25 protein-coding genes are annotated in these 22,771 nt (G+C 63.0%); 12 read left to right on the plus strand and 13 right to left on the minus strand.

What is annotated here, in order from left to right:
• Positions 1-233: 233 nt before the first annotated feature.
• Positions 234-1,019, plus strand: a complete 786-nt coding sequence (locus I7X09_RS04895) for a thioesterase family protein (RefSeq protein ID WP_200315879.1) — start codon at positions 234-236, stop codon at positions 1,017-1,019.
• An 11-nt stretch (positions 1,020-1,030) separates the two neighbouring features.
• Here the strand turns inward: I7X09_RS04895 and I7X09_RS04900 are convergent, their stop codons facing one another.
• Complete coding sequence (locus I7X09_RS04900; RefSeq protein WP_200315880.1) at positions 1,031-2,698, minus strand: ABC transporter permease; 1,668 nt, start codon at positions 2,696-2,698, stop codon at positions 1,031-1,033.
• Positions 2,695-3,630 (minus strand): ABC transporter ATP-binding protein, encoded by a 936-nt coding sequence (locus I7X09_RS04905; protein WP_124568260.1) that lies wholly within the window; start codon positions 3,628-3,630, stop codon positions 2,695-2,697. Before I7X09_RS04905 ends, I7X09_RS04900 begins: the two co-directional genes overlap by 4 nt.
• Positions 3,631-3,698: 68 nt before the next feature.
• On the opposite strand from I7X09_RS04905, the gene I7X09_RS04910 reads away from it, so the two are divergent.
• Both I7X09_RS04910 and I7X09_RS04915 read left to right on the plus strand, forming a co-directional pair.
• Positions 3,699-4,193, plus strand: a complete 495-nt coding sequence (locus tag I7X09_RS04910; protein ID WP_007728322.1) for a GbsR/MarR family transcriptional regulator — start codon at positions 3,699-3,701, stop codon at positions 4,191-4,193.
• Between the two features lie 83 nt (positions 4,194-4,276).
• Positions 4,277-4,816, plus strand: coding sequence for an RNA polymerase subunit sigma (locus tag I7X09_RS04915; RefSeq protein WP_166811255.1), 540 nt, complete (start codon positions 4,277-4,279; stop codon positions 4,814-4,816).
• Here the strand turns inward: I7X09_RS04915 and I7X09_RS04920 are convergent.
• From I7X09_RS04920 to I7X09_RS04930, 3 genes are read right to left on the minus strand one after another with little or no spacing between them, the layout of a single operon-like run.
• Complete coding sequence (locus I7X09_RS04920) at positions 4,813-5,496, minus strand: MadR family response regulator transcription factor (RefSeq protein WP_095970299.1); 684 nt, start codon at positions 5,494-5,496, stop codon at positions 4,813-4,815. The two genes, I7X09_RS04915 and I7X09_RS04920, sit on opposite strands and share 4 nt — an antisense overlap.
• Complete coding sequence (locus I7X09_RS04925) at positions 5,493-6,884, minus strand: MadS family sensor histidine kinase (protein WP_095970300.1); 1,392 nt, start codon at positions 6,882-6,884, stop codon at positions 5,493-5,495. Before I7X09_RS04925 ends, I7X09_RS04920 begins: the two co-directional genes overlap by 4 nt.
• A gap of 31 nt (positions 6,885-6,915) precedes the next feature.
• Complete coding sequence (locus I7X09_RS04930; RefSeq protein ID WP_003942060.1) at positions 6,916-8,121, minus strand: iron-containing alcohol dehydrogenase; 1,206 nt, start codon at positions 8,119-8,121, stop codon at positions 6,916-6,918.
• A 433-nt stretch (positions 8,122-8,554) separates the two neighbouring features.
• Here I7X09_RS04930 and I7X09_RS04935 point away from each other — a divergent pair, with 433 nt between their 5' ends.
• Positions 8,555-8,917, plus strand: a complete 363-nt coding sequence (locus tag I7X09_RS04935; protein WP_200315882.1) for an RNHCP domain-containing protein — start codon at positions 8,555-8,557, stop codon at positions 8,915-8,917.
• A 14-nt stretch (positions 8,918-8,931) separates the two neighbouring features.
• Positions 8,932-9,351 (plus strand): RNHCP domain-containing protein, encoded by a 420-nt coding sequence (locus I7X09_RS04940; RefSeq protein WP_095970469.1) that lies wholly within the window; start codon positions 8,932-8,934, stop codon positions 9,349-9,351.
• Here I7X09_RS04940 and I7X09_RS04945 read toward each other — a convergent pair.
• The 4 genes from I7X09_RS04945 to mdo form a co-directional block, all read right to left on the minus strand.
• A complete protein-coding gene (locus tag I7X09_RS04945; protein WP_200315884.1) occupies positions 9,340-9,687 on the minus strand; it encodes a hypothetical protein in 348 nt (115 codons plus the stop codon). The genes I7X09_RS04940 and I7X09_RS04945 overlap by 12 nt on opposite strands.
• Before the next feature lie 54 nt (positions 9,688-9,741).
• The gene (gene madC / locus I7X09_RS04950; RefSeq protein ID WP_200315886.1) at positions 9,742-11,265 is read right to left on the minus strand and encodes a MadC family VWA domain-containing protein; all 1,524 of its coding nucleotides are present in this window, start codon (positions 11,263-11,265) and stop codon (positions 9,742-9,744) included.
• Positions 11,262-12,344, minus strand: coding sequence for a MadB family AAA-type ATPase (locus tag I7X09_RS04955; protein ID WP_124568254.1), 1,083 nt, complete (start codon positions 12,342-12,344; stop codon positions 11,262-11,264). Before I7X09_RS04955 ends, madC begins: the two co-directional genes overlap by 4 nt.
• A gap of 86 nt (positions 12,345-12,430) precedes the next feature.
• Positions 12,431-13,705, minus strand: a complete 1,275-nt coding sequence (gene mdo, locus I7X09_RS04960; protein ID WP_003942095.1) for an NDMA-dependent methanol dehydrogenase — start codon at positions 13,703-13,705, stop codon at positions 12,431-12,433.
• Between the two features lie 361 nt (positions 13,706-14,066).
• Here mdo and I7X09_RS04970 point away from each other — a divergent pair, with 361 nt between their 5' ends.
• Entirely contained in the window at positions 14,067-15,122 is a 1,056-nt protein-coding gene (locus I7X09_RS04970; protein WP_095970470.1) for a ferredoxin--NADP reductase, read from the plus strand.
• On the opposite strand, the gene I7X09_RS04975 is transcribed toward I7X09_RS04970, so the two are convergent.
• Together I7X09_RS04975 and I7X09_RS04980 are read right to left on the minus strand one after the other, a co-directional pair.
• On the minus strand, positions 15,094-16,401 hold the full coding sequence (locus I7X09_RS04975) for a glycosyltransferase 87 family protein (protein WP_200315888.1): 1,308 nt from the start codon (positions 16,399-16,401) through the stop codon (positions 15,094-15,096). The genes I7X09_RS04970 and I7X09_RS04975 overlap by 29 nt on opposite strands.
• Before the next feature lie 38 nt (positions 16,402-16,439).
• Positions 16,440-17,177 (minus strand): DNA alkylation repair protein, encoded by a 738-nt coding sequence (locus tag I7X09_RS04980; RefSeq protein WP_200315890.1) that lies wholly within the window; start codon positions 17,175-17,177, stop codon positions 16,440-16,442.
• A gap of 360 nt (positions 17,178-17,537) precedes the next feature.
• Between I7X09_RS04980 and I7X09_RS04985 the strand changes: the two genes are divergently transcribed.
• A complete protein-coding gene (locus tag I7X09_RS04985; RefSeq protein WP_019744276.1) occupies positions 17,538-17,906 on the plus strand; it encodes an SPW repeat domain-containing protein in 369 nt (122 codons plus the stop codon).
• A gap of 61 nt (positions 17,907-17,967) precedes the next feature.
• Here I7X09_RS04985 and I7X09_RS04990 read toward each other — a convergent pair whose 3' ends face one another.
• Both I7X09_RS04990 and I7X09_RS04995 read right to left on the minus strand, forming a co-directional pair.
• The gene (locus tag I7X09_RS04990; protein ID WP_200315892.1) at positions 17,968-18,732 is read right to left on the minus strand and encodes a glutamate racemase; all 765 of its coding nucleotides are present in this window, start codon (positions 18,730-18,732) and stop codon (positions 17,968-17,970) included.
• 42 nt (positions 18,733-18,774) lie between these two features.
• A complete protein-coding gene (locus I7X09_RS04995; protein ID WP_234036938.1) occupies positions 18,775-19,953 on the minus strand; it encodes an NAD(P)/FAD-dependent oxidoreductase in 1,179 nt (392 codons plus the stop codon).
• A 184-nt stretch (positions 19,954-20,137) separates the two neighbouring features.
• Between I7X09_RS04995 and I7X09_RS05000 the strand changes: the two genes are divergently transcribed.
• Genes I7X09_RS05000 through I7X09_RS05020 form a run of 5 tightly spaced genes read left to right on the plus strand, consistent with a single transcriptional unit; the run spans position 20,138 to position 22,663 of the window.
• Positions 20,138-20,605, plus strand: a complete 468-nt coding sequence (locus I7X09_RS05000) for an Asp23/Gls24 family envelope stress response protein (protein ID WP_003941912.1) — start codon at positions 20,138-20,140, stop codon at positions 20,603-20,605.
• Positions 20,602-20,961 (plus strand): hypothetical protein, encoded by a 360-nt coding sequence (locus tag I7X09_RS05005; RefSeq protein ID WP_200315894.1) that lies wholly within the window; start codon positions 20,602-20,604, stop codon positions 20,959-20,961. Before I7X09_RS05000 ends, I7X09_RS05005 begins: the two co-directional genes overlap by 4 nt.
• A 1-nt stretch (position 20,962) precedes the next feature.
• Positions 20,963-21,142: a hypothetical protein gene (locus tag I7X09_RS05010; RefSeq protein WP_003942043.1), complete on the plus strand. Its 180-nt coding sequence runs from the start codon at positions 20,963-20,965 to the stop codon at positions 21,140-21,142.
• Positions 21,129-22,103 (plus strand): DUF6286 domain-containing Asp23/Gls24 family envelope stress response protein, encoded by a 975-nt coding sequence (locus tag I7X09_RS05015; protein WP_166811237.1) that lies wholly within the window; start codon positions 21,129-21,131, stop codon positions 22,101-22,103. Before I7X09_RS05010 ends, I7X09_RS05015 begins: the two co-directional genes overlap by 14 nt.
• Positions 22,100-22,663, plus strand: coding sequence for a hypothetical protein (locus I7X09_RS05020; RefSeq protein WP_200315895.1), 564 nt, complete (start codon positions 22,100-22,102; stop codon positions 22,661-22,663). The genes I7X09_RS05015 and I7X09_RS05020 overlap by 4 nt, the downstream gene beginning before the upstream one ends.
• Positions 22,664-22,771: the final 108 nt, after the last annotated feature.

Consider the following 22,771-nt stretch of genomic DNA (forward strand, 5'->3'; position numbering starts at 1 on the left):
ATTATCGGTAAATTCCGCACCGCATTGCCTGAATTGCCGTACTTTCAGTGACGTTGCGACGCAACAATACCCATCCCCGCAAACAGGAGTTCCTCACACATGAGCAGCCTCGGCGAGATCAATCCCCTCGGCATTCTTCAGATTCTCATCTACATGCTCTTCGGTGGGTCGTCCAGCACGCCCGAGTAGACCCTAGCTTGCCATTGCCATAGTCAGCATCTACTGTGCTGACTATGGCAATTACTAGTCAGGTCTCCGTGACGGCCGCGCCGTCAATCGACGCAGCGCGTCATCACACCGAGTTCGACTCCAGCTGGCGAAGTTTCGACGGCATTCAGGGCGGACTCGCCGTAGCACGGATGCTGCGAGTTGCCGCCGAGGCGTCCGGAGCCGAACCTATGGCGGTCACGGCACACCTGGACCGCCCCGTCCCTCCGGGGCCGGCCGAGTTGACCGTCGGCGAGATGCGGGGCGGGCGGACTGTCAGTTGCCACGTCACGCTGACCGATGCGGGATCCGCCCTCGTTCGGTTGGCCCGCGACACAGGAGCCACGACGCTGTCCGCCCCCGGAATCGAGCCGAGTCCGGTCGACCTGGCAACCCTGCCACCGCTGGAGATCCCGGTGGACTTCGTGCCGTTCTCCCAGCACCTCGACATCCGTCCGATCAATTCCGCGAGGCCGTTCGCCGGTGGCGACTCCCCGGAATTCGACGTCTGGATCCGATTGCTGACCGACCTCGATTTCACGGCCCAGGAGCGCGCCGCCGTTCTGCTCGACGCTCTTCCGCCCGGACTGTTCGCGACGCTGACGACGCCCGTGGCCATTCCCACCGTCGAGTTCACCGCGCATTTCATGCCGGAGTACGTCACGGCAGATCAGTCACCGTTCCAGTGGTATCGCCTGCGTCATGGCACCGTGTGGGCAACCGACACACTCTGCGTCGACGAAACCGAATTATTCGACGCCGCAGGACGGCTCGCTGCACGGGCTCGCCAGCTTCGTCGAATTCTGAGTTGAGTTCAGCTCTCCTACACCTGGATGTCGCGACGACGGAAAGCAACAAGCGATGCTGTCGAAAGTGATACTGCCACAACGATCATTGCCAGCAGGGGTAGAACTGTCACCGGCTCGGCAGGGGCACCCGGCACGTGGGTGAAGGGCGACAGATCCAGCACTACCTGCGGAAGCTTCAGCAACGTGCCGAGTTGCCCGAGCACGATGCATGCCGCCAGGATTCCCCAGGAGAGCGCCGATGCGTAGGCCGGAAACAGTCCGAAAGCCAACGACACCAGCCCCACGACTACGAGCACCGCAGGCAGATAGGCCAAGGCAGCGCCGGTCATTCGGAGTGTGTTGCCGCCGATGTCGTCCGTGACGAGCCCGAAGGCAAATCCGGTGAAGGCACCCATCAGGACGTGCGCAAGGACCACACCGCCCACAACCACACCCAGGTGGGAAAGCATCCACCTCCACCGAGACAAGGAGGTTGCCAGCAACGGTTCGAGCCGTCCCGATGTTTCCTCGCCCCGCATCCGGAGAAGACTCTGGACCGAATACGCCGCGATCACTATCGACGTGAGCCCCAGAGCAGTGGCCAGGTAGGAATCCACCAGATCCGTTCCGCCGCCACCAAGTTTCTCGAACATCTCCGCGGTTTGCTGCGACGATCCCACCATCGCGTCGATCTCGTTGCCCACGGCACCGTACGCGAACCCGAGAATGACAACGGCAAAGATCCACCAGAACATCGTCATTCGTTGCATCCGCCAGGCCAGGCCCCAGGCGGAAGGCAACCACGATGCCGCGGTCGGTGGGCCGGGACGGGGCTGAACGAGTCCCGCTCCCTGATCGCGATGACCGATGAGAACGAACGCCACCACCACGTGTACGGCAGCAAATCCGATCAGCAACAACAGGATCCACCAGGCGTCGTCGTCGAACGGTCTGATCTGTTGTGCCCATCCGATCGGCGAGAGCCACGACAACCAACCGCTCACCACGCGAGTTCCGTCGTCGACGACCGTACTGTTCACGTCACCGATCGCGCGCAGCATGAAGGCAACGCCGATCGCGGCACCCGCCAGACCGTTGGCCGTGCGAGCACCGTCGGTGATCTGCGCAGTCACCGCCGCCACACCGGCAAACGCGATTCCGGTACCGCCAACCGAGGCACCCAGCGCAAGCGAACCACCGACCGGCAGACCGGCGGCCATCGCCCCCAGCGCGATTCCCAGTGCCAGAACGACGTTCGCACCGACCGTGACGGTCAGCGCGGAGGTGAGGAGCGCTCGTCTACCAACCACCGCTGCACCGATCATCTCGGCGCGGCCGGTCTCCTCGTTCTGTCGCGTATGACGAACCACCGCAAGCGTGCTCATCAATGCCGCCACCAACGCGAACACGAGCACCGACTGGCTGGCGACTATCGCGCCCTGCGAATCGCCGGACACGATTCCGTTGGTCGCCAGCGCTACCGGCGAGACCGCGGAACTGACTGCGATGTTTCGCAATTCCTCGGGTGTCTTATACAGCCCGGTCACACTGGCGACGACGAGCAACATGAACAAGACGATCGAGATGACCCACACGGAAAGCTGAATTCGGTCCCGACGCAAAGCGAGCCGGACCAGTCGGCGCGTACCGGTGAATTGGCTCGCCGACGCCGGTACCGGTGGAGCGGCCTCGACGACGGTCACGGCCGTACTCCGGTCTCGGCTCGCAGGTGGACCGAAGTCTCCCTTGCCCGCTCGTCACCGTAGTGCCGCAAGAAGAGTTCTTCGAGTGTCGGCGGAGTGGAGCTGAGCGCAACGATCCCGAAGCCGACCAAGTACGTCATGAGAGGTCCGAGTTGCGCGCTGTCGACTTCGCAGGTGACATGGTTCCCGTCGATCACCGCGTCGTGGACACCGCCGAGCCCGTCGAGGCTACCGATCGGTCGCTGCGTCTCCGCCGAGACAGACGTGCGCGTGAGATGTCTGAGTTCGGACAGCGTTCCCTCTTCCACCGTCCGCCCGTCGCGGATGATGCTCACTCGATCGCACAGCGCTTCGACCTCGGCGAGGATATGGCTCGACAGCAGGACCGTCTTCCCGGCGTGAGCCACCTCCTCGACGCAATCCTGAAACACCGCTTCCATCAACGGGTCGAGCCCCGATGTCGGTTCGTCGAGGACGTAAAGGTCGACGTCGGACGAGAACGCCGCCACGAGTGCAACCTTCTGCCGGTTACCTTTCGAGTACGTCCGCGCTTTCTTGGTCGGGTCGAGTTCGAAGCGCTCGAGCAACTCGCTTCGACGTTTTCGGTCGAGGCCACCACGCAGACCGGCCAGCAGATCGATGGCCTCCCCGCCGGTGAGATTGGGCCACAGGTTCACGTCACCAGGCACGTAAGCGAGACGTCGATGCAAAGTCACGGCGTCTCGCCACGGATCGCCGCCGAGGACGGTTGCGTCTCCGGAATCAGAGCGGAGCAGGCCGAGGAGTACCCGAATGGTGGTGGATTTTCCGGAGCCGTTCGGCCCCAGGAATCCGTGCACTTCGCCCGTCGAGACGTCGAGGTCGAGGCCATCCAGCGCGCGGGTGGTACCGAACGTCTTGACGAGGTTCTTCACTGAAATCGCCGCACCCATGAACTTGACCGTACGCCGATTTCACAAATGTGTGAAGATAGAAAAAGAGGAAAGATCGAAGGGTTCCGATGACCGACACCAGCCATACCGTTGCACCGGACGAGAGCCGCCATTATGTCGAGCGACTCTCACTCGTACTGAGCGACATGGGTTTTCCGCCGATGCCCGCCCGCGTCTGGGCCGCATTGATGACCAGCGAGACGCCCTCGTCCACGCCAGGAGATCTCGGATCTCGGTTGGGCGTGAGCCCCGCCGCCATTTCCGGTGCCGTCAGATACCTCCAGCAAGTCGGGTTGATCGAGCGTGTGGCCGTCCCCGGATCGAGGCGTCAGCACTACTGCGTCAGCGTCGACATGTGGGCCGACGCGTTTGTCACGAAACAGTCCTCGCTCTACCAGGTCTCGGCAGTGGCGGACGAGGGCATTCGGGTCCTCGGTGAAGGAACGACGGCCGGCGATCGTATGGCAGATCTGCGCGACTTCTTCGACTTCATGGCCGCGGAAATGCCGCGCATGCTCGCGGACTGGCGCTCCCGGCGAAAAGACCGGACACCTGGCAGGTAACTTCAGGTTTACCCGCAATTTCGGCGGGGTACCTCAATTCTCGTTCCAGCATGGTGAGGCGCGGTGTACTCGAGGAGTTGCTGATGAAGCTGTCGATCAGGGGCGCGAACACTTCACCGACTTCACCGTCAGTACGTACCGCTTCACCCGAGATCTGTGAACGATCGATTTCCTTGAACCGCACCGCCGCCGAGGCATTCGCCGGCGACCACCGAGCGCTCGCGAAACTCCTGGCCCGCGTGCACCCTCGCGTCGTTCTCTACTATCGCGCCAGGCTCCTCGGGACGTCTGTAGCAACATTCGCCGACGATCTCGCCCATCAATGCACCCTGGACGTCGTCACACGAATGTCCGACACGATCTCCGCCGACACGCGCATCGAGACTTTCGCTTACGAGTTGGCCTCTCGACGGATTGCGTCAATTCCCCAGTCACACAACACCGACGGGCGATTCAAACGCCCGCGCCGCCTGACCGACGACCAACGTGAGGTTCTCATATTGCGAATCGCAGTGGGTCTGACTGCCGAGATGACCGCGTCGACTCTGCGCACGACTCGATCGAGAGTGCTGCTCGTACAGCATCAGGCACTGCGCGCCTGGACCGTCTCCGAGCGCAGCTAGATCAGACCTTGCTTACTCGCGGCGTAGACAGCCTCTGCTCGACGGCTCACCTCGAGTTTGCGCATGATGTTGCTGACGTGAAACTTGACGGTGGTCGGTGAGATGAACAATCGCTCGCCGATCTTGATGTTGGACAGACCGTTTGCGAGAAGCCGCAATACTTCCAGTTCGCGATCGGTCAACCGTTCCTTGGTTGCCGATTGCCCGTTGAGCGAACGGACGACAGCAGATGCGCTGCGAGAGTCGAACGCACTCTCACCCCGCGAGACCGCCCTGATCGCACGCACCAGTTCGGTGGTGTCGACATCCTTGACGACGTAGCCACGAGCGCCTGCGTGCACCGCTCGCACCACCAGCTGATCATCGAGAAAGGTGGTGAGAACCAACAGTCCCAGCCCGGGATGTGCCGAGGACAGCTGACCGCAGAGGGTCAGCCCCTCGTAATCGGAACTGGCGGAGAGTTTGAGATCCATCAGGACGATGTCCGGGCCGACCTTGTCGACCACCGCGAGCGCCTCGGCCAGGGACGACGCCTCCCCCACGATCTCGAGGTCGCTTTCGCGCTCGAGCACCGAGCGGAGTCCTTGCCGAAGTATCGCGTGGTCGTCGACCAGGACTATGCGAACCGAACTTTGAACCGGCGACGTTCCACGGGTGACAAGGGGACGAGCAGTGGTCATGATTCCTCGCTCTCGATTTCAGGTGTAGAGCAAAGGTTTTCCATGCCCGAGTCCAGCGGCGGCGCCTGCGGTAGCGGTAGTGGCAGTCGAACGAGAATCTGAATCCCACCGATCCGTGCCCGCCGCACTTCCAACGCGCCACCCAACTCCGAGGTTCGCGCCTGCATGTTCGCCAGTCCGCGGTGGCGACCGTCGACATCGTTGGTGGCTGCGAGTTTGAGGATCAGACGCATTCGCGCGGGGTCGCCGTCACCGTCGTCGGAGACCGACAGCAACACGGAGTCCGCGCGATAGGTCAGACGAAGCACCGCCCGATTCGCATGAGCATGAACCGCTGCGTTGAACAGGGCTTCTCCGGCAATCCGGAGAAGGGCATGTTCGGCATCGCCCGGAAGCTCCGTCGGGGTACCGCCGACGCGAACGCTGACCGCCAACTCGTCCGGCATGTGAACCACGCCGAGTTGCTCGAGCATCTCGGGCAGCGACGTCCGGTCCGCGTCCGAGGAATGATTGAGAGCGTAGATCGCCGAGCGAAGCTGCTCGACCGCACGCCTGGTCAAATCCTTGGCCAAGTCCAGTCTTTCACTGCGTTCCGCCTCCGGGATGTCGCTGCGGCAGACCTCGATCTGCATGCCGGCCGACAACACGGCCTGTGTCACGCTGTCGTGAAGTTCGCGGGCGATCCGGTGCCGTTCGTCGTCGACCACCTGATGCCGGTGCGCCACACCGAGTTGACGCTGCGTGGACTCCAATTCGCTGTTGCGCACCGCGAGGTCGGCTGCAGTGCGATTTGCCTCCGCGTACGCATCTTCGGCTCGTTCGAGCAATAGTTGTCCGCGCTGATAGAGCGCCGAGTTCTGCAGAGCCACGGCAGTTTGGCTGGCCAAAATGCTCAGCACGGCTCCGTCCGTCGTGTCGAGCGTCCGGTTGGCCGGTGTCCAGGCTGCAAAGGCTCCGACCACGCCGCCGCCGAGCACGATAGGCACAAACGCATAGTGTGCGTCGATCACCGAGTTGGACTCGATTCTCCCGTACCGGATGTCGTCAAGGCATTCGACGACGTCCTCCGGAAGCGGTGGTCCCTCCACGTTGTCGACCAGGAACGGCGTCGCATCCGGACCGAGAACCAATCGGCGTGGCCCGGCGTCCGGCAAGGTCCCGTCGGCCAAGGCGAACACTATCCAGTTGGCACTCAGATGAGCGCGGGCAGCTTCCGCGACCGCGCAGACCAGGGTTTCCGGCCCTTCGACGGTTCGCACCAAAGCCCGCGAGATCAACTCCAACGCATGTACGACGCGTTCGAGGCGCTCCGCCGCACCGCGATACTGCGGATAGAACGAACTCTTCCCCGACCGTAATCCGGTGAGCCTGGACAGGTCCGCGGTCATCGTCCGCACCGATTCACAACGCACCTCTTCTTCACAAGGCACCTCGGAACAACGCCACCATCTGCTCCTGCGTCGCTTCCCTGGGATTGGTGGACATGCAGGCGTCGAGCAACGCGAAGCTGGCGAGCCTGCTCAGATCTTCCTCGCGAACACCCAACTCCCCCAGACCCTTCGGCACGCCGACCTCGCGTGCGAGCCGTTCGACCCGGTCGGCCACTGCCAGCGCAGCTTCCTCCGGTGTGCCGCGCTGCTCGGGAAGACTCAACGCCGCAGCGATGGCAACGAAGGGGGCGGCGTCCGTCGTGGAATTGAACCGGATGACGTGGGGCAACAGAATCCCGTTGATGACGCCGTGCGGCAGGTCGAGCATGCCGCCCACCTGATGACTCATGGCGTGCGCGGCGCCGAGTATCGCGTTGGTGAACGCCAACCCGGCCTCGAGGCTGGCCTGCGCCATCACCGACCGCGCTTCCATCTCCATCGGGTCCTGGATCGTGTGCACCAGATTCTCCGTCACGAGGCCGACAGCGCGGAGCGCGTGATGATCGGTCAACGGATTGTGCGCCAGCGATACGAAGGCTTCGATTCCGTGCGTCAGTGCGTCCAATCCTGTTGCCGCATTGAGCCACTCGGGCATCGTCGTGAGCAACCGCGGATCGATGACCGTTACATCTGGCACCAGCGCCCGGCCGATGATGGTGATCTTGGTGCCGCGGGTCGTGTCCGTGACGATGCAGAACTGCGACACGTCCGCACCGGTGCCGGACGTGGTGGGAACCATCACCAACGGCGGGATCGGTTTTGTCGCCTGATCGACGCCTTCGTAGTCGAGGATGTTGCCGCCGTTGGCAGCGAGGACGGCGACACCTTTAGCCGCGTCGATGACGGAACCGCCGCCGAGCGCGATGATGACGTCACACTCGCCTTCCTGGTACACCTCGAATCCGGCCGCGATCTCGAAGTCCTTGGGGTTGGGCGTCAGCCCTGACCACACCGTCGCGGTCAATCCCTGCTCCGTGAGATGGTCCTCGAGTTCGCTGACCCATCCCGCGTCGATCAAGCCGGGATCGGTGACCAGAAACGGGCGGAACCCGCCGAACCGCAGAGTCGCGTGTGCTGCCTCGACCAGGGAACCGATACCGAAGACGATCTCGGGGGCGTGAAATTTGACCAGTCGAGCAGCAGTGCCGCGGCGATGAACACCGTGGTTCACAGCATCCGGATATGCCACGGACACGACCCCACTCTCCTCTCGCTGCCCTGAGATCTCCGCTCGGGACTTTCCGTCCGTCGCTCTCAGTGCATCAGCTCTCACGTGCACCAACAGGTGTGATTCACCTTACAATCGCTGGCCCCGAGCCTACGCGGACGTCAGTCGCCGCACACCCACCGAAGGAGAGGCGCCTACCTACCCGTTCGGGCAGGTACACATCGCCGAAAAATAGATGGCGCGGCGATCGGGTCGCGTTGTACTTTCGGTTGCGGCCAGAGCGGTCCGCAATACCGATCCAGAAGGTGTTTATGACCCAGCCCGCGCCGAGCGCGCCTCCCGCCTTTGCACAGTCCGCGACCTCGACCCTCACCTGCTGATCCCCGAGACGACGGACTGACAGCGCGAGGCCCCTCGGCCTGCTCCTACCTGCCTTGTTCACTCAGCTAGGAGTTCTCCAGTGCCTCAATCACACAATTCCATCTCGAAAACCGACACCTTCTCCTGCGTACAGTGCGGACTCACCGTCATGACGTACGGCCCCGAGGGCGATCGCCGAAACCATTGCCCCAGTTGCCTGCATTCCTTACACCTGTTCGACCAGGTGGACGGTGGGCCGTCAGACTGCGGCATGCGCATGGCTCCCATTTCGATCGCTGTGCTGCGCAGTGGCGATTGGATGATCATCCACCGCTGGGCACAGTGCCTCGAGCTCACCTCCAACCCCGTCAGCCGAGACGACAACCAGTTGTTGTTGATGAGAATGGCAGTGCGTCCTCTCACGCAACCGCCCTTCCCGCTCGAAGCCTTCGGCGACCTGTGAGGGGTGAACCGCAGATGCCACGTAGGAACCCCACCACCCGGTCCCGGCGGACACCGCAACGCACCAAACACGTATTACACGGAACAGGTGGCGAGCACGGATCGAGTTTCCGTTGTCTCACATGCCGTTTGGACATCTCCACCGAGGCGCCGGGTACCGCTCATCGGAACCACTGCCCGAACTGCCTGGCCAGCCGTCACGTGGATGGTCGCGTTCCGGGCGACCGAGCACAACAGTGCAGAGGTGCCATGGCGGCGCTGTGCTTGTCGGTCCGGCGAGACGGTGAATGGATGCTCGTTCACCAGTGCGTCGAGTGCAATACGTTGAAAGTCAACAGGATCGCCGGCGACGACAACGCCTTGGTCCTGCTGCGCTTGGCGCTACGCCCGTTGGCGGATCCCCGACTGGGCTCGCGAGCATTGCTAGCACTCTGATCGATCGCCCGGCGTAATCGTGCGGTCCTGCGCGCGATTACGCCGGGCGAACACCACGAACACGATCCCGGCAAGCAAGCCGACTGCTGTCGGACCGAGAACCAATCCCGAATACAGCCACGGGGCAGGCTCTGCCGGAACGAGGTCTATGAAATCAGGTCCGGTGAACGTCGGGTCGGAAAACGGTTCCCGATAGGATCCGCCGGTCAGAATGTGAGGTGATGCCAACGAGTTCCACCACCACTGAAACACGCCGAGCGCCACCAGCCCGCACACGGCGCCGAGCACGGTCAGTGCCGCGATCGGTCGCCAGATCGATCCCCTGATTTCAGACATGAGATCAAACTAGTTCACGACAGATCGCAGTGATATCAGTGAAGTGCAGTGACATCAGTGAAGTGCATGCCCTAGTTCGGCCGCCTTTGCCATCAGTTGCGCGGCATCTCGGGCAACGACAACCTCGTCGCAGATCTCCGAATACTCCGGCATCGCGCACGACGCCTGGTTCCAGTAGCGCTGTGGTTCCGGCGTGATCCAAGCCAGACGGTGGACCTTGCGTCGCACCTCTTCCAGCTTGTCCACCTGCGGGGGCAACCCGTTGCACCGACCGTCGCCCACGATGATGACGGAAGTCCTCGAGTTCAAGGTGTTTCCGTGTTCGTCCAACAATTCGGTGAGCACCCGCCCGTAGTCGCTGCTGGCTTCCAGATCCAGGCCCGGGTGTGCGAGCACCGCTGCCAATGCACCGTCACCACTACTGGCGAGCAGGGTGTCGGTCACGTCGACCGGACGATCGACGAACGCGAGAACTTCACAACGATCAGCCCGGCGATGCATTGCCTGAGCCAAGCGCAGAGTGAACGCGGTGATGGGGCGCACGGACAGCGACACGTCTGCGATCAAAAGCAGTCGGACTCGATCGGGGCGAGGAGCTTTCACGACCAGATGGAAAGGTATCCCGTCAGTGCGCAGGCTCGAACGCACCGTGCGTCGCATGTCGAGATGTCCTCGAGAGCGCTCCCGAGGACGAGGCCTGGACGGTCCTCTCATCCTCCGAAGCACCTCGTGGCACGCGAGTTCGATGTCGTTGTGCGTTGCGCCTGCAGCAGATTCACTGTCGGGCGCGTCGGGAGCGGATTCGGCGAGTGCAGCGGCCGAGAGCGCTTGTACGAACGCTTCGACCGCCTCGACGAGCCGGTTCAATTGTGCTTGCGTGAGTGGCCCGTCGTCGGAGACGTCCGCATACGCTTTGCTCGGGTCGTAGGCATCCAACCAGGCGAGGATCGACGTCGGATCGTCCCACGACAACGAGCCGACCACTGCTGCAGCAACACTGGTGCTCAGGTCACCGACCACTGCCGACGCGGCACGATCAACGTCGACCGTGTAACTGACTCCCCGCCGGCCTGTCTCCGAACCGGTATCGACCGACAGTTCCGCATCGCTGGATGTCATCGATACATCGTCGTCGTCCTTGTGCGGGTTGAACCCCTTCTCCGCCTCCGGAGTGTCGAAGTAGTCGCCGACCTCGGCTGCACGCTCGTTGTACTCGGCATACCGGCCTACTTCTTGATCCTCGTCGATCCCGAGGGCGGTGGGCAGACCGTCCGCCACTTCGGCTCGCGACGCCATCCGCTCGGCGTGGGCCTTCTCCGCAGGCGGCCGGAACAACGCATCGAACGCCCGCTCGAAACCGGCCTGCTCGTGAGAGTACTTGGCGCACACTGCCCGAAGGCAGGCTCGTAACGTCTCACGATCCGAAGCGCCCACCATCGCGAGCACACGCCGAACTTCGATGACCTCGGCCGGTGACGCGGAAACTCCGGCCGCCCTCAACAATCGGCCGAAACTCGCGGACACCACGTCGAGGACAAACGACGGCTGCCACACGGCGAGGCCACCGAGCGTCGTCATCGCGTCGAACGGATTCCGCTGCCGCCGCGGATTCCCTGTTGATGGGGGTCTCGTCCACCGGTCCCCCGGAACACGGCCGTCGTCGTGTTGGCGGGTTTGCTTGCCACCGTTGCTCGCTCGATCGGCTCACCACCGTCACGCGACGGAGATTCGAGAAGCTTTCCGTCGAATCGTTCCTTGGCCAGCGTCACATCCGACGAGTACTTGAGCAACGCCGTGAGCAGGATGTCGCGCACCTTGGCGTCGGAAGCGGTGTCGAATCCACTGGCCGCAAGGACGGTTGCCGCCCTGGCTGCGTCGATGACCTCCGAGATGGAGGGACTTTTGCGCAGCGGGAGGTCACGCAGGATGCGAGCCAATTCGACAACCTCGGTGGCAGTAGCGGCGTCCACTTCCGGCGCTCGGGCCGTGACGATCTCGCGTTCACGCTCCGACGTCGGATAGCCGAGATGGTAATGCAGGCAACGACGCTTGAGCGCGGGCGAGAGTTCGCGAGTGTCGTTGGATGTCAGGATGACCCAGGGCTGCGAACGGGCCACGAACGTACCGACCTCGGGAATGGTGATCTGCTGTTCGGCGAGAATCTCGAGGAGCAACGCTTCCATCGATTCCTCGGTGCGGTCCACCTCGTCGACCAGAAGCACTACCGGCTCGGGTGAGAGGATCGCTTCGAGCAGCGGCCGCACGGACAGGAAGTTCTCGGAGTACAAACCGAAATCCTGATCGGCGAGAAACTTCGACGCTTCGGCGACACTGTCGAATTCGGAAACCTGATCGCTGATCCGGTCGCGGAGCATCTGCACGTGCAGGAGTTGCTTCGCGTAGTCCCATTCGTACAGGGCGCGATTGTCGTCCAACCCTTCGTAGCACTGCAAGCGCACCAGCTTGCGTCCGCCGATCGCAGCCAGCGACTTCGCCAGTTCCGTCTTGCCGACACCCGCCGGCCCTTCGAGCAGGAGCGGACGCCCCAGCGCCGTCGCCAGATGAACGACTACCGCGAACTCGTCATCGGCAATATAGTCCTGCTCTCGCAGAGCATCTTTCACTTCGATTCCGCTGGAGAAACTGCGACCGGACATGGAATACCTTTCGATAGGGGCACAGCCCCTGTGCGCGGTTAGGGAGCCTCTGGACTCCTTAACCGCGCACGGGGCCGAAGGCCCTGCTAGAAGTACGACTTGTTGATCGCGTGATCGACAACCGGGATCATCGACTCCACGGTGACCTCACGGGGATTACCCGGGGTGCACCAGTCGTCCTGAATGTGCTCGGAGATGGCGCGCACAGTCTTCTCGTCACCCTTGATGACATCACCACGACCCTCGTACTTCTTGGTGTTCATCTGGTTCTTCGCGTACGAGTCGGTGCGGACCTGACCGAAGTTGTCGGGGATACCGACGTCCTTGGCCAGACGTATCGCAGCCTCGACGGCAGCATCTGCGGCCTGAACCGTGGTGAGGTTGCGAGTGTCGACACCGAGTGCTCCGGCCAACTGGGCGTAGCGCTCGTAGCGTGAAGGCAGATTGTACTCCCACACACGCGGCAACGCGATGGCGTTGTTCAAGCCGTGGTGGCTGTCGAAGAAGGCACTGACCGCGTGCGAGATCGAGTGAACGATGCCGAGGCCACCGGAGTTGAAGGCCTGCCCGGCGATGTACTGCGCGTTCATCATTCCCTCGCGGGCCTTGAGGTTACGTGGCTCGAAGACAGCCTCGCGCAGGTTCTTCGCGACCAACTCGACCGAGTAGATCGCATTACCGAGTGAAGGCGCGAAATCGAGACGAGACACGAAAGGCTCACTGCCGTGCGCGAGTACGTCGAAGCCGCAGTACGCGGTGAAGTGCTGAGGGCAGGTGTAGTAGAGCAGCGGATCGTCGATCGCCAAGGTGACAATGGTGGCCTCGTCGAAGCCCACCCACTTGTGCGGGTTGTTCATGTCCGACGTGTCGGTGATGACGTATGCCCACGACGTCTCGGAACCCGTTCCGGCCGTGGTGGATACGGCGATGTGCGGCGGGTTCTCCTTGTTGGTGGACTTGGCGAAGCCCTCGAACTCGTTGATGTTGCGACCGTCGTGTGCGATCACGACGCGAGCACCCTTGGCGGCGTCGTGGCTCGAACCACCACCGATCGAGATGATCGAGTCGCACTTCTCCTTCTGGTAGAGAGCCGCGGCCTCCATGACGTTGTAGTCCTTGGGATTCGACTCGACCTTGTCGTAGAGCACGACCTCGACACCCTGGTACTCGATCTTGCCCACGAGTTCCTCGATGATGCCCGAACCGCGCAGACCGGTTGTCATCAGGAGGGTGCGCTTGAAGCCGAGATTCTTGGCCTCCACACCGATGATGTCGTGAGCGCCCACACCCATCAGGGCGCGCGGGAAGGGGTGGAACTCCTTGATGGGAAAGTCCCAGATCTGGTTGAGCTCGATAGCCATCGGTATCTCCTCAGGGATGTGCACGAATGTGACTGCGGGAGGGATTCGAGCCGATTCTTTGTGACCGGCGTCTCACCTGGTTCCCACTGTGTACCGACAAACAGCCCGTGCACAGGCTTCGGCAGCTCAACCGCCCGGACGCCGCCCGTGAACCGCCCGTTCGGGCAGGTGATCGCCACCCCGGACCGCCAGGACGGTTGGATCAGACCGCCGCGGTTCCCGCTGATCGGGAACGTGTTGCTCGGCGACTACGATCCCCAGTAGCTTTTCATCACTGCTAACATTGAACTAGAACACGTTCTAGATGTTGCACTTCACTGACCTGCGCTTTACCCAGCTTCACGAGAGGACTAGCTTCGCGATGACGACAGTCGAGGTACCGCACAGCTCGCGATCGGCGGTACTCACCGTGTCCGGAGTCATCGAAGAGACTTCCGACGCCCGGTCGCTGGTGTTCGAGATTCCCGCAGAACTGAAGGACAAGTTCGACTACAAGCCCGGTCAATTCCTGACCCTGCGCATCCCGAGCGATCAGACCGGCTCGGTCGCACGCTGCTACTCCCTGGCCAGTTCGCCTTTCACCGACGACGCCCCCAAGGTGACCGTCAAGCGAACCGTCGACGGTTACGGCTCCAACTGGTTGTGCGACAAGCTCCAGGTCGGCGACACCATCGAAGTGCTGCCGCCGTCAGGTGTCTTCACGCCCAAGTCGCTCGATCACGACTTCCTGCTCTTCGGTGCAGGCAGCGGAATCACTCCGGTGATCTCGATCCTCAAGTCCGCCCTCACGCAGGGCAACGGCAACGTCGTGCTGATCTACGCGAATCGCGACGAGAAGTCCGTCATCTTCGGCGCCGAACTTCGCGAGTTGGCAGCGCAACACCCCGGCCGCCTCACGGTGGTCCACTGGATCGAAACCGTGCAGGGACTCCCCGCCGTCTCACAGTTGGCGACACTGGCCAAGCCATTTGTCGCGTACGAAGCCTTCATGTGCGGTCCAGGCCCCTTCATGGACGCCGTCCACAAGGCACTGGCAGAGGCCGGCATGCCCCGCACGCAGGTTCACGCCGAGGTCTTCAATTCACTCGCCGGCGACCCGTTCCGTGACGTCGAGGTAGCCGAGGTCTCCGACGAAGAAGCAGCCGACGCCGCAACCGTCGAGGTCGAACTGGACGGTGAAACCCACACCCTCGTCTGGCCGCGCAAGCAGACGCTCGTCGACATCATGCTCGCCAAGGGCCTCGATGTTCCGTACTCCTGCCAGGAAGGTGAGTGCGGGTCGTGTGCCTGCACCGTCACCGAAGGTGAAGTTCAGATGGACAACTCCGAAATCCTCGACGCCGAGGACGTGGCGAACGGCTACATCCTCGGTTGCCAGGCGAAGCCGATCACCGATCACCTGAAGATCGAGTTCTGAACCCTGCTTCGATGCATGACGGCCCCTGATTCCCTGCGGAATCGGGGGCTTTGTCATCATCCGAGCCATCTTCGGAGTCCCGCCCCGACACCCACGCAGGCGCCGTCGTGGGCAACCGCCACAGTGCGAAGATCAGTACCAGGGTCACGATCAGGAAACCCTCCCGCAGGACCAACCCCACCGGCAGCAGGAGAGGCGACGTCTCGATGAACTGCTGGCCCATGCTCGGCCCGCAGTAGACGATTGCCAAGCCCAGAGCGGCCGAACCGAACTGCAGCGGCGATCGAAGCCGAAAGAGAACCGTGACGGCAGCAGGCACGAGATACACCCAGTGGTGAATCCAGCTGATCGGCGAAAGAATCGGCGCGCTCAATCCGATCACCAACGCCGCATCGACCGCGCGCCCGACGCGATAGACGTCTCGGGCGATCCAGAGCGCTACCGCCGCACACAGCACTGTCAACGGCATCGTCAGAGACGCTGTCCATGTGCCCAGCGCCGCAAGTCCGCCCTGCAGCGAACTGTTGCCGGCGCTCGCGATCGCCTGCCCACTCAAATCCACCCGGTCACTGAGATTCCAGACGACGTCCGACCAGAAGGTCCAGCTGACGGCCGGGTCCACCACTGCCGCGACGGCAGTCGCCGCGGCAAATCCGATCGAACTCCAGATCGCGAGTCGCCACTGCTTCGTGACGACGAAGTAGACGACGAACAGCGCCGGCGTCAGCTTGATCGCGGCCGCGATACCGATCAGAAGTCCTCGCGGAAACCACCGGCCGAACCTCGAATGCTCACTACGGGTCACGTCGAGCAGTACGAGCACCATGAGCACCAGGTTCACCTGGCCGAAAGAGATGTGTGCACTGACGATGGGCGTCACCGACACGGCCAGGACCAATGCCGCCATGACGAGCGGCCGCTTCGGGACGCGAGCGGGAGTGAACCTCGCAACCGTCCACACCACCGCCGCGATGCACAAGCCCGACCACAGCAGATAAGCCGTCCACCAGTCGAAGAGAACAGTCGGCCGGAGAAAGATCGCCGCGAACGGGGTGTAGGTGAACGGCATGCCCTCGTCGACGATCAACGGGCCGACAAGATTGCCCTCGTAGATGTTCGATCCCGCTGCGAATGCCTGGGCGGCGTAGCGGTAGACGAGAAAATCTACGGGTTCGACGGCTCGAACGGAGTACACCAGATAACACAGAGCTGCGACGCCGGCAGCGATCAGTGAACCGATCGTCACAATTCGAGACGCCTCGACACGGGTGGCGGGCATACCGAGAATCGTCCCACAACCTACCGAGCGGTACTTCGCTAGCGGGCCGCTCGGAAGTGCGCTCGCTCGTCTGCGGTCAGGTGTTCGCACGCGTAGCTCAGCGCTGTGCGTCCCATGTCTGCTGCATTCTCTGCGAGGAAGTCGGTCAACAAATCCCGATCCACCCGTTTGCCGACCTCGCGGAGCATCCAACCCATGGCCTTCTGTGTCAGGTCCCGTCGATCGCCCAGCACCTGCGCGGCGAGTTCGAGCGTGGTCGACGCGTCGCCACGAGTGATGAACCCGTACGTCGTCAGCAGCGCCACCCGTCGTCGCCACAGGTCACCCGAATCGGAAAGCTCGAAGATCAGCCGACGATCTCGGTCGTACAACCAGCCGCCGAGGATCTGTCCGGCGGACGAATCCACGAGATCCCAATTGTTCACCCGCCCGTCCTCGACAGCGCCGAGATAGAAGTCGGCGATGCGGGCGCGACTCTCGCCGTCGAAAAATTTTGGGCGACTGACCTTTTCGAATTGAGCAACCAGGATCAGCAGCCCGGCCAACCGGTGCTCGTGGACGTCGCTGTCGAGAAGGAGGCGTACCTGAGGCAACGCGAGGCCGACATGTTTCTTCACCACCGAGCGCGTCTTCGGCACTCGCACTCCGATGAACACGTCACCCTCGCCGTACTCCCCCGGCCCCGTCTTGAAGAACCGCTGTAGGTGGACGGCATCCGCGGGATCCGCGAGATCGGCCAACTGCTCGATCACGTCCTGGGCACTCGATTGCGTCACTCCAGAACCTTCTCACGGGTTGCGGTGCGAACTCTTCGATTCTCTCAGCGTCCTCACACCGTGCGCCCTGCTCGGCCACAGGTCGGCAGACGACACTCGAGGACAGTCAGTGAAAGGACCACCCATGATCACCGCCGCTATCGCATTCACCACTCTCACCCTCATGGCACTCTCGGGACATATCGCGGCAAGTGCTCCGCGCGGCCTCGTGGCAATCCGGACGAATGGTCACAAATCTTGATATTCAAGCCTCCGCACCGCTTCTAACTGCAACGCGAATGCAATTGGCGGAGAGTTGATCTCGACTTGCCGCGGGCGTGTACTACAGGTGGACACACTCTCGTCTTTGGAGGTCTCGTCATGAAGTCGTGGAATCGAATGCAAGATGCCGTCGCGGTGGTTCTCGGCGTCTTTGCGGCTCTCTCGCCGATGTGGCTCGACACCACCGATCGGGCAATGTGGTCACTCGTCGTCCTGGGTGTCCTGGTTGCACTGTCGGGTCTGGCACACATGGCTCGTCCGGACATGGCCATGGCGGATTACGCGATGGGCGTTTTCGGCGTCTTGATGTTCATTTCACCCTGGGTCATGAACTTCGACGCTCTACGCGGTGCGTCGTGGACGGCCTGGGTGGTCGGGGTCCTGACCGTTGTGGTCGCGGTGAGTGCGATGCCGGTGATGAGTGCGCGGATGCATCACGGGGGTCACGGCGGCGTAGCTGCCCATTGACACGGCGGCGTTGCTGCCCATTGACACGGCGGCGTTGCTGCCCATTGACAGGGCGGCTGGATCAGGCTTTGATCGCGCCCAACAACCGCCCGGCGTCGAAGGCTTCGGCGCTGGGCGGTAGTGCGCCCGGACGTCCACTCACGAAAACCTCGACGGTTCCCGATCCTTCACCCGCGGCACCGAGCCCGTCGATCCGCCGCAAAGTCTGTCGTGCAACGGCTTCGGCGCTGTCGAAGAGTGTGACGCCGGCGGGTAACCGCGCTGCGATTTCGTCGGCGAGCAGTGGGTAGTGCGTGCAGCCGAGGACAACGCCGCTGACGTCGTCCGGTGTTCGCGCCACTGCGGAATCGATGGCAGCGAGTGCGGCCGCGCGATCACCGAGATCGATCGAGTCGGCCAGGCCGTGGCACGGCACTCCGACGACCTTTGCACCGTTTCCGAACTGTTCGATCAGATCAGCTTGGTACCGGCTGGCAGTCGTGGCGGCTGTAGCCCAGATCGCCACGGAATCGCACGCGGCGGCGGCGGGCTTGATCGCGGGCACCGTTCCGATGACCGGCACACCCGGTCCGACCAGTTCGCGGACGTGCGGCAGCGCGGTGACGCTGGCGGTATTGCACGGAAGAACGATGACCTGCGCCCCACGATCGAGGCTCCGCCGCACAGCACCGAGTACCCGGTCGACGACCCACGGCTCGGGCTTGGGGCCCCAAGGGGCGCCGTCCGGATCCAGGGACAGCACCAGATCGAGATCCGGGCGCAGGCGTCTGAGCCACGCAGAGGTAGGCAGCAGGCCCAGTCCCGAGTCGATGAGTGCAACGATCACCGCACAAATCTATCGTCTCGGAACCGGTCCTGCCGCATCCGTTCAGGCCGGTGTGGACTCCAACACGTCCGAGATGGGCGTGCCGGCCGCGATCTTTGCACGCATCTTCATCACCGCTCCCGCACTGCCTCCGCCGACGACAGCCGCCAACACGCCGTCGCGCTCGTAGTAGGCGACGAACTTGCGGCCGTCGTCCTTGACGATGTGAACGGTGTCCGTGGGTGCGACGGTGCCCAATGCCTGGATCTTGACGTCGTACTGATCGCTCCAGAAGTACGGAACCTGCGCCGGAGCATCCGGATCACCCGTTCCGGTGATCGCTCCCGCCAGGATCTTGGCCTGGTCGCCCGCATTGGTCCAGTGCTCGACGCGCTTGCGTCGATCACCGATCTGCCAGGACGCGACGTCGCCGACCGCCCATACGTGTTCGGTACTGGTGCGGCCGACGCCGTCGCAGAGCACTCCGTTGTCGAGTTCGATTCCCGAACCGTCGAGCCACCCCGTTACCGGCACCGAACCGACTCCGATCGCGACCACGTCGACCGGGATCTCCGAACCGTCGCTCAAGGTCGCAGCGGCAACCGCTCCGTCGCCGGACAACGAGGTCAAGCCGGTACCGACGCGGACGTCGATGCCCTCGTTCCGATGCAGACGCTCGACGAGGGCGCCAACGGTGGGTCCGAGTACAGACGCCAGCGGCGTCGGCTGAGGTTCGAGCAAGACGACGTCGACGCCGTGAGACTTCATGCTTGCGGCCAGTTCACAGCCGATGAAGCCGGCCCCGACGATCAGCGCACGCTTGCCCGGGGCCAGATCGGCGCGAAGAGCCAACGCTTCCTCGATGGAGCGCAGAACGTGCACCCCCGAGAGGTCCGGAAGGCCGGCGATGCGACGCGGCGTCAGGCCGGTCGCGATCACCAACTCGTCGTAGTCCAGGGTGGATCCGTCGGCGAACGCCACCGACTTCGCCGCAGTGTTCACGGACGTCGCCGGCGAACCGAGCTTGAGGTCGACCTTGTTCTCGACGTAGAACTCGGCCGGACGCAAGGTCGTCTCGTCCTTGTCACCGCGGATCACTTCCTTCGACAACGGAGGCCTGTCGTAAGGCAGATGCGTTTCCCCACCGGCGAGCGTCAACTCACCCTCGAAACCCGCTCGCCGTAGTTCCTCGACGGTCCGCAGTCCTGACAAACCCGCACCCACGATCACTATCCGTGCCACCACGTACCACCCTGTCCGACCCACGTCACTTGCAGCGCTCACTATGAACGCCGTCACTATTTGCCTCCGACTCTGCCATACCAAATGCCGGAGTAGGTGTGGTGCATCCCGCATGGCCACCTACCAGTCACTACAGTTGGAGGTACTTCAGACGCACGCACTGACACATGAGCAGGGAGCCCCCATGACCAGCGATTCCAGTGAAAAGAACAGCGTCCGATTCGGCGCCGACGGTGGCGCGGAACTAGTCAGCACCCAGGGCAAGACGATCATCGCCGACGCCGTGGTCGCCAAGATCGCCGGTATAGCAACACGCGAGATCAACGGCGTGTACGACGTCGGCGGGGGCACAGCGCGTGCGGTAGGGGCACTTCGCGACCGCATTCCGGGCGCCCGCGTCAACCATGCCCAGGGCGTGGCGGTGGAAGTGGGCGAGAAACAAGCCGCCATCGACATCGGCATTGTCGCCGAATACGGCGTCGCACTCCACGAACTGGCGGTGGGTATCCGTCGAAACGTCATTGCCGCAGTCGAAAGCATGACCGGCCTCGAGGTCACCGAGGTCAACATCACGGTCTTCGACGTCATGCTCTTCGAGGATGCCGAGAGCGGCGGCAGTACCGATCCGGAAGCCAAGCCGAGGGTTCAGTGAGTACCGCCGACGCCGGCCGCGAGATCGACGCGGCCGAGGTTGTCGCCGACGCAGTTCTTGCGATCCCGGAAGTGGCAGATCTACACGGCGGACAGTTCGGCGAGGTGGGAACCTACCTACCGGGACGTCGAATCACCGGCGTTGTCGTCGACGAAAACTCTTGTGCTGTACACATTTCCGTTCACTACCCGGCCGACGTTCGCAGCGTCGCCGAACGCGTCCGAGCAGTGGTGGCGAGATTGGTCGACGTACCGGTGAACGTGACGGTCGGAGACCTGTCGACCGCGGGATATCTGCCCAGCGCCTCCGAGAACGCAGTCACCGACATCGCACCGAACATTCGAGAAGGGAACTGACATGAACAGCACCACCGTCGGACTGCTGGTCGGTCTGCTCCTCGCGCTCGCCGGAATCATGGGTGGGTTCAGCGGATTCGTCTTCGCAGTCCTGCTCGGCGCCGCCGGTATGGCGATCGGAGCACACCGCGACGGGCATCTCGATCTCGGCGCGATCCTCCGAAGCCGTGGCCGTGGCTGAGCCGTCCGATCCCAGCGCAGCGGACGATCCTGGCCTACGCGGCTCGTTGGTCATCAAGGACCGTGCGATGGCCAAGATCGCCACGGCCGCAGCGGTGAACGTTCCGGGAGTGGTCCGTCAGTCAGGCGGTTTGACCCGCCTGACCGGGCGCGACCTTCCGCGAGCCGACATCTCGATGGGCAGTGACGCCGTGGCCATCAATCTGTTCCTCGCTGTGTCGTGGCCGTGCTCGGTCACCGAATTGACGGGCCGCGTGCGGGCAGAAGTCGGACGCAGTGTCGAGTCGCTGACCGGCCTGCCCCTCCACGACATGAACGTCATGATCGCGGCAACCGAGGGCACTGACGAGTCATGTGTTTCCGGCGTCGAAATCGCCGAAGGCCCGGCGCAGGAGGCACTCTCGGATCCGATTCCACCCCGAGTTCCCTCCGCGAACCCGGCGGCCGCGGTTTCGGCCGTCGTCATCGCGTGCGGTCTACTCGCACTCGCCTTCGTGGTCTCGCGCGAATGGTTCATCAACCGTGGAACTTTCGAATCGGCACCCTGGATCCGAAACTCCGTGGAGTGGACGTCGCGGCTGCACTGGCAACCGTGGCTGCTTCCGGTAGCGATCGCTGCCGTTGTCGCGGGTGTGGTCCTGATAATGTCGGCGATCAAACGTCGTGCGAAAACCCATGTCCCACTGGGTAACCCGAAAGCATCGACGGTATGGATGCGACCGACGGACATTGCACGCCTGTGCAGTAGCCACGCAGCGGTCGTTCCCGGCGTCGATTCGGCCCACACGAGCGTCGACCGCAGACACGTCAAAGTCCACATCGAATCGACCGGTGGCGATCGGGCCGAACTTGCCGCGGCCGTGGACGCGGCCGTACGACCACATCTCGCGATACTGCAGCAGCCACTGCAACTTTCGGTTGTCGTGCGAGAAGCTGCCGTACGACGAAAGGACGCCTCGTGAACCGTTGGATTTCCGCGGTCGATCGGACCATCGTCCTGATTTCCGGAATCGCGCTCCTGGCGGCAGGCGCCTACGCCATCGCATGGGACGCGGGTGCCTCACTGATTCGAACCTGGGTGTCACGACTCGATCGGGAGGTCCTCTTCGGCCTTCCGGAGGAGCCTTGGTGGCACTGGGTGCTGTCCGGCACCTTCGTACTCTGCGTCTTCACCGGTTTCGGGCTTTTGTACCTGAACCTTCGCCGGCGCCGAACGAGCGCAGTCACGTTGCGGCACAACGAATCCGGTACCGACGTCAGTGTGGATCTGGGACCAGTCGCCGACGGCGTGGCCTCCGAACTCGCACAACTGCCGGGCGTGCGAAGCACCCGAAGCAAAGCGACGGTCGATCGCGGACTGCCGACGCTGTCCGTCGTCGTCACGGCGGACCCGGCGATCGACGTCGTCGGCTTCACTACTCAGGCAGAAGGCATCGCCCGTGCGACCAGGCGAAGCCTCGACGGCTCACCCGTCGCGGTACAGGTCCTGTTACATCTCGACCGGGTCGAAGCAACGAAGTAGGCAAACCTCACCAGCCACCAGACCGCCTGACCACAGACACAGAAAAGGCGCTCACTCCCCGAAGGGAATGAGCGCCTTTTTCAGTGCTGTGAATCAGCTAGCGAGACA

It is taken from the genome of Rhodococcus sp. P-2 (assembly GCF_016598535.1).
GTDB lineage: Bacteria > Actinomycetota > Actinomycetes > Mycobacteriales > Mycobacteriaceae > Rhodococcus_F > Rhodococcus_F baikonurensis.

Excerpts from the sequence above, each read along its gene's own strand:
- I7X09_RS04895 (WP_200315879.1), top strand. The coding sequence starts at position 234 with ATGGCAATTACTAGTCAGGTCTCCGTGACGGCCGCGCCGTCAATCGAC.
- I7X09_RS04905 (WP_124568260.1), bottom strand. The coding sequence starts at position 3,630 with ATGGGTGCGGCGATTTCAGTGAAGAACCTCGTCAAGACGTTCGGTACC.
- I7X09_RS04910 (WP_007728322.1), top strand. The coding sequence starts at position 3,699 with ATGACCGACACCAGCCATACCGTTGCACCGGACGAGAGCCGCCATTAT.
- I7X09_RS04915 (WP_166811255.1), top strand. The coding sequence starts at position 4,277 with ATGAAGCTGTCGATCAGGGGCGCGAACACTTCACCGACTTCACCGTCA.
- I7X09_RS04920 (WP_095970299.1), bottom strand. The coding sequence starts at position 5,496 with ATGACCACTGCTCGTCCCCTTGTCACCCGTGGAACGTCGCCGGTTCAA.
- I7X09_RS04925 (WP_095970300.1), bottom strand. The coding sequence starts at position 6,884 with ATGACCGCGGACCTGTCCAGGCTCACCGGATTACGGTCGGGGAAGAGT.
- I7X09_RS04940 (WP_095970469.1), top strand. The coding sequence starts at position 8,932 with ATGCCACGTAGGAACCCCACCACCCGGTCCCGGCGGACACCGCAACGC.
- I7X09_RS04945 (WP_200315884.1), bottom strand. The coding sequence starts at position 9,687 with ATGTCTGAAATCAGGGGATCGATCTGGCGACCGATCGCGGCACTGACC.
- madC (WP_200315886.1), bottom strand. The coding sequence starts at position 11,265 with ATGACGACGCTCGGTGGCCTCGCCGTGTGGCAGCCGTCGTTTGTCCTC.
- I7X09_RS04955 (WP_124568254.1), bottom strand. The coding sequence starts at position 12,344 with ATGTCCGGTCGCAGTTTCTCCAGCGGAATCGAAGTGAAAGATGCTCTG.
- mdo (WP_003942095.1), bottom strand. The coding sequence starts at position 13,705 with ATGGCTATCGAGCTCAACCAGATCTGGGACTTTCCCATCAAGGAGTTC.
- I7X09_RS04970 (WP_095970470.1), top strand. The coding sequence starts at position 14,067 with ATGACGACAGTCGAGGTACCGCACAGCTCGCGATCGGCGGTACTCACC.
- I7X09_RS04975 (WP_200315888.1), bottom strand. The coding sequence starts at position 16,401 with ATGCCCGCCACCCGTGTCGAGGCGTCTCGAATTGTGACGATCGGTTCA.
- I7X09_RS04985 (WP_019744276.1), top strand. The coding sequence starts at position 17,538 with ATGAAGTCGTGGAATCGAATGCAAGATGCCGTCGCGGTGGTTCTCGGC.
- I7X09_RS05000 (WP_003941912.1), top strand. The coding sequence starts at position 20,138 with ATGACCAGCGATTCCAGTGAAAAGAACAGCGTCCGATTCGGCGCCGAC.
- I7X09_RS05010 (WP_003942043.1), top strand. The coding sequence starts at position 20,963 with ATGAACAGCACCACCGTCGGACTGCTGGTCGGTCTGCTCCTCGCGCTC.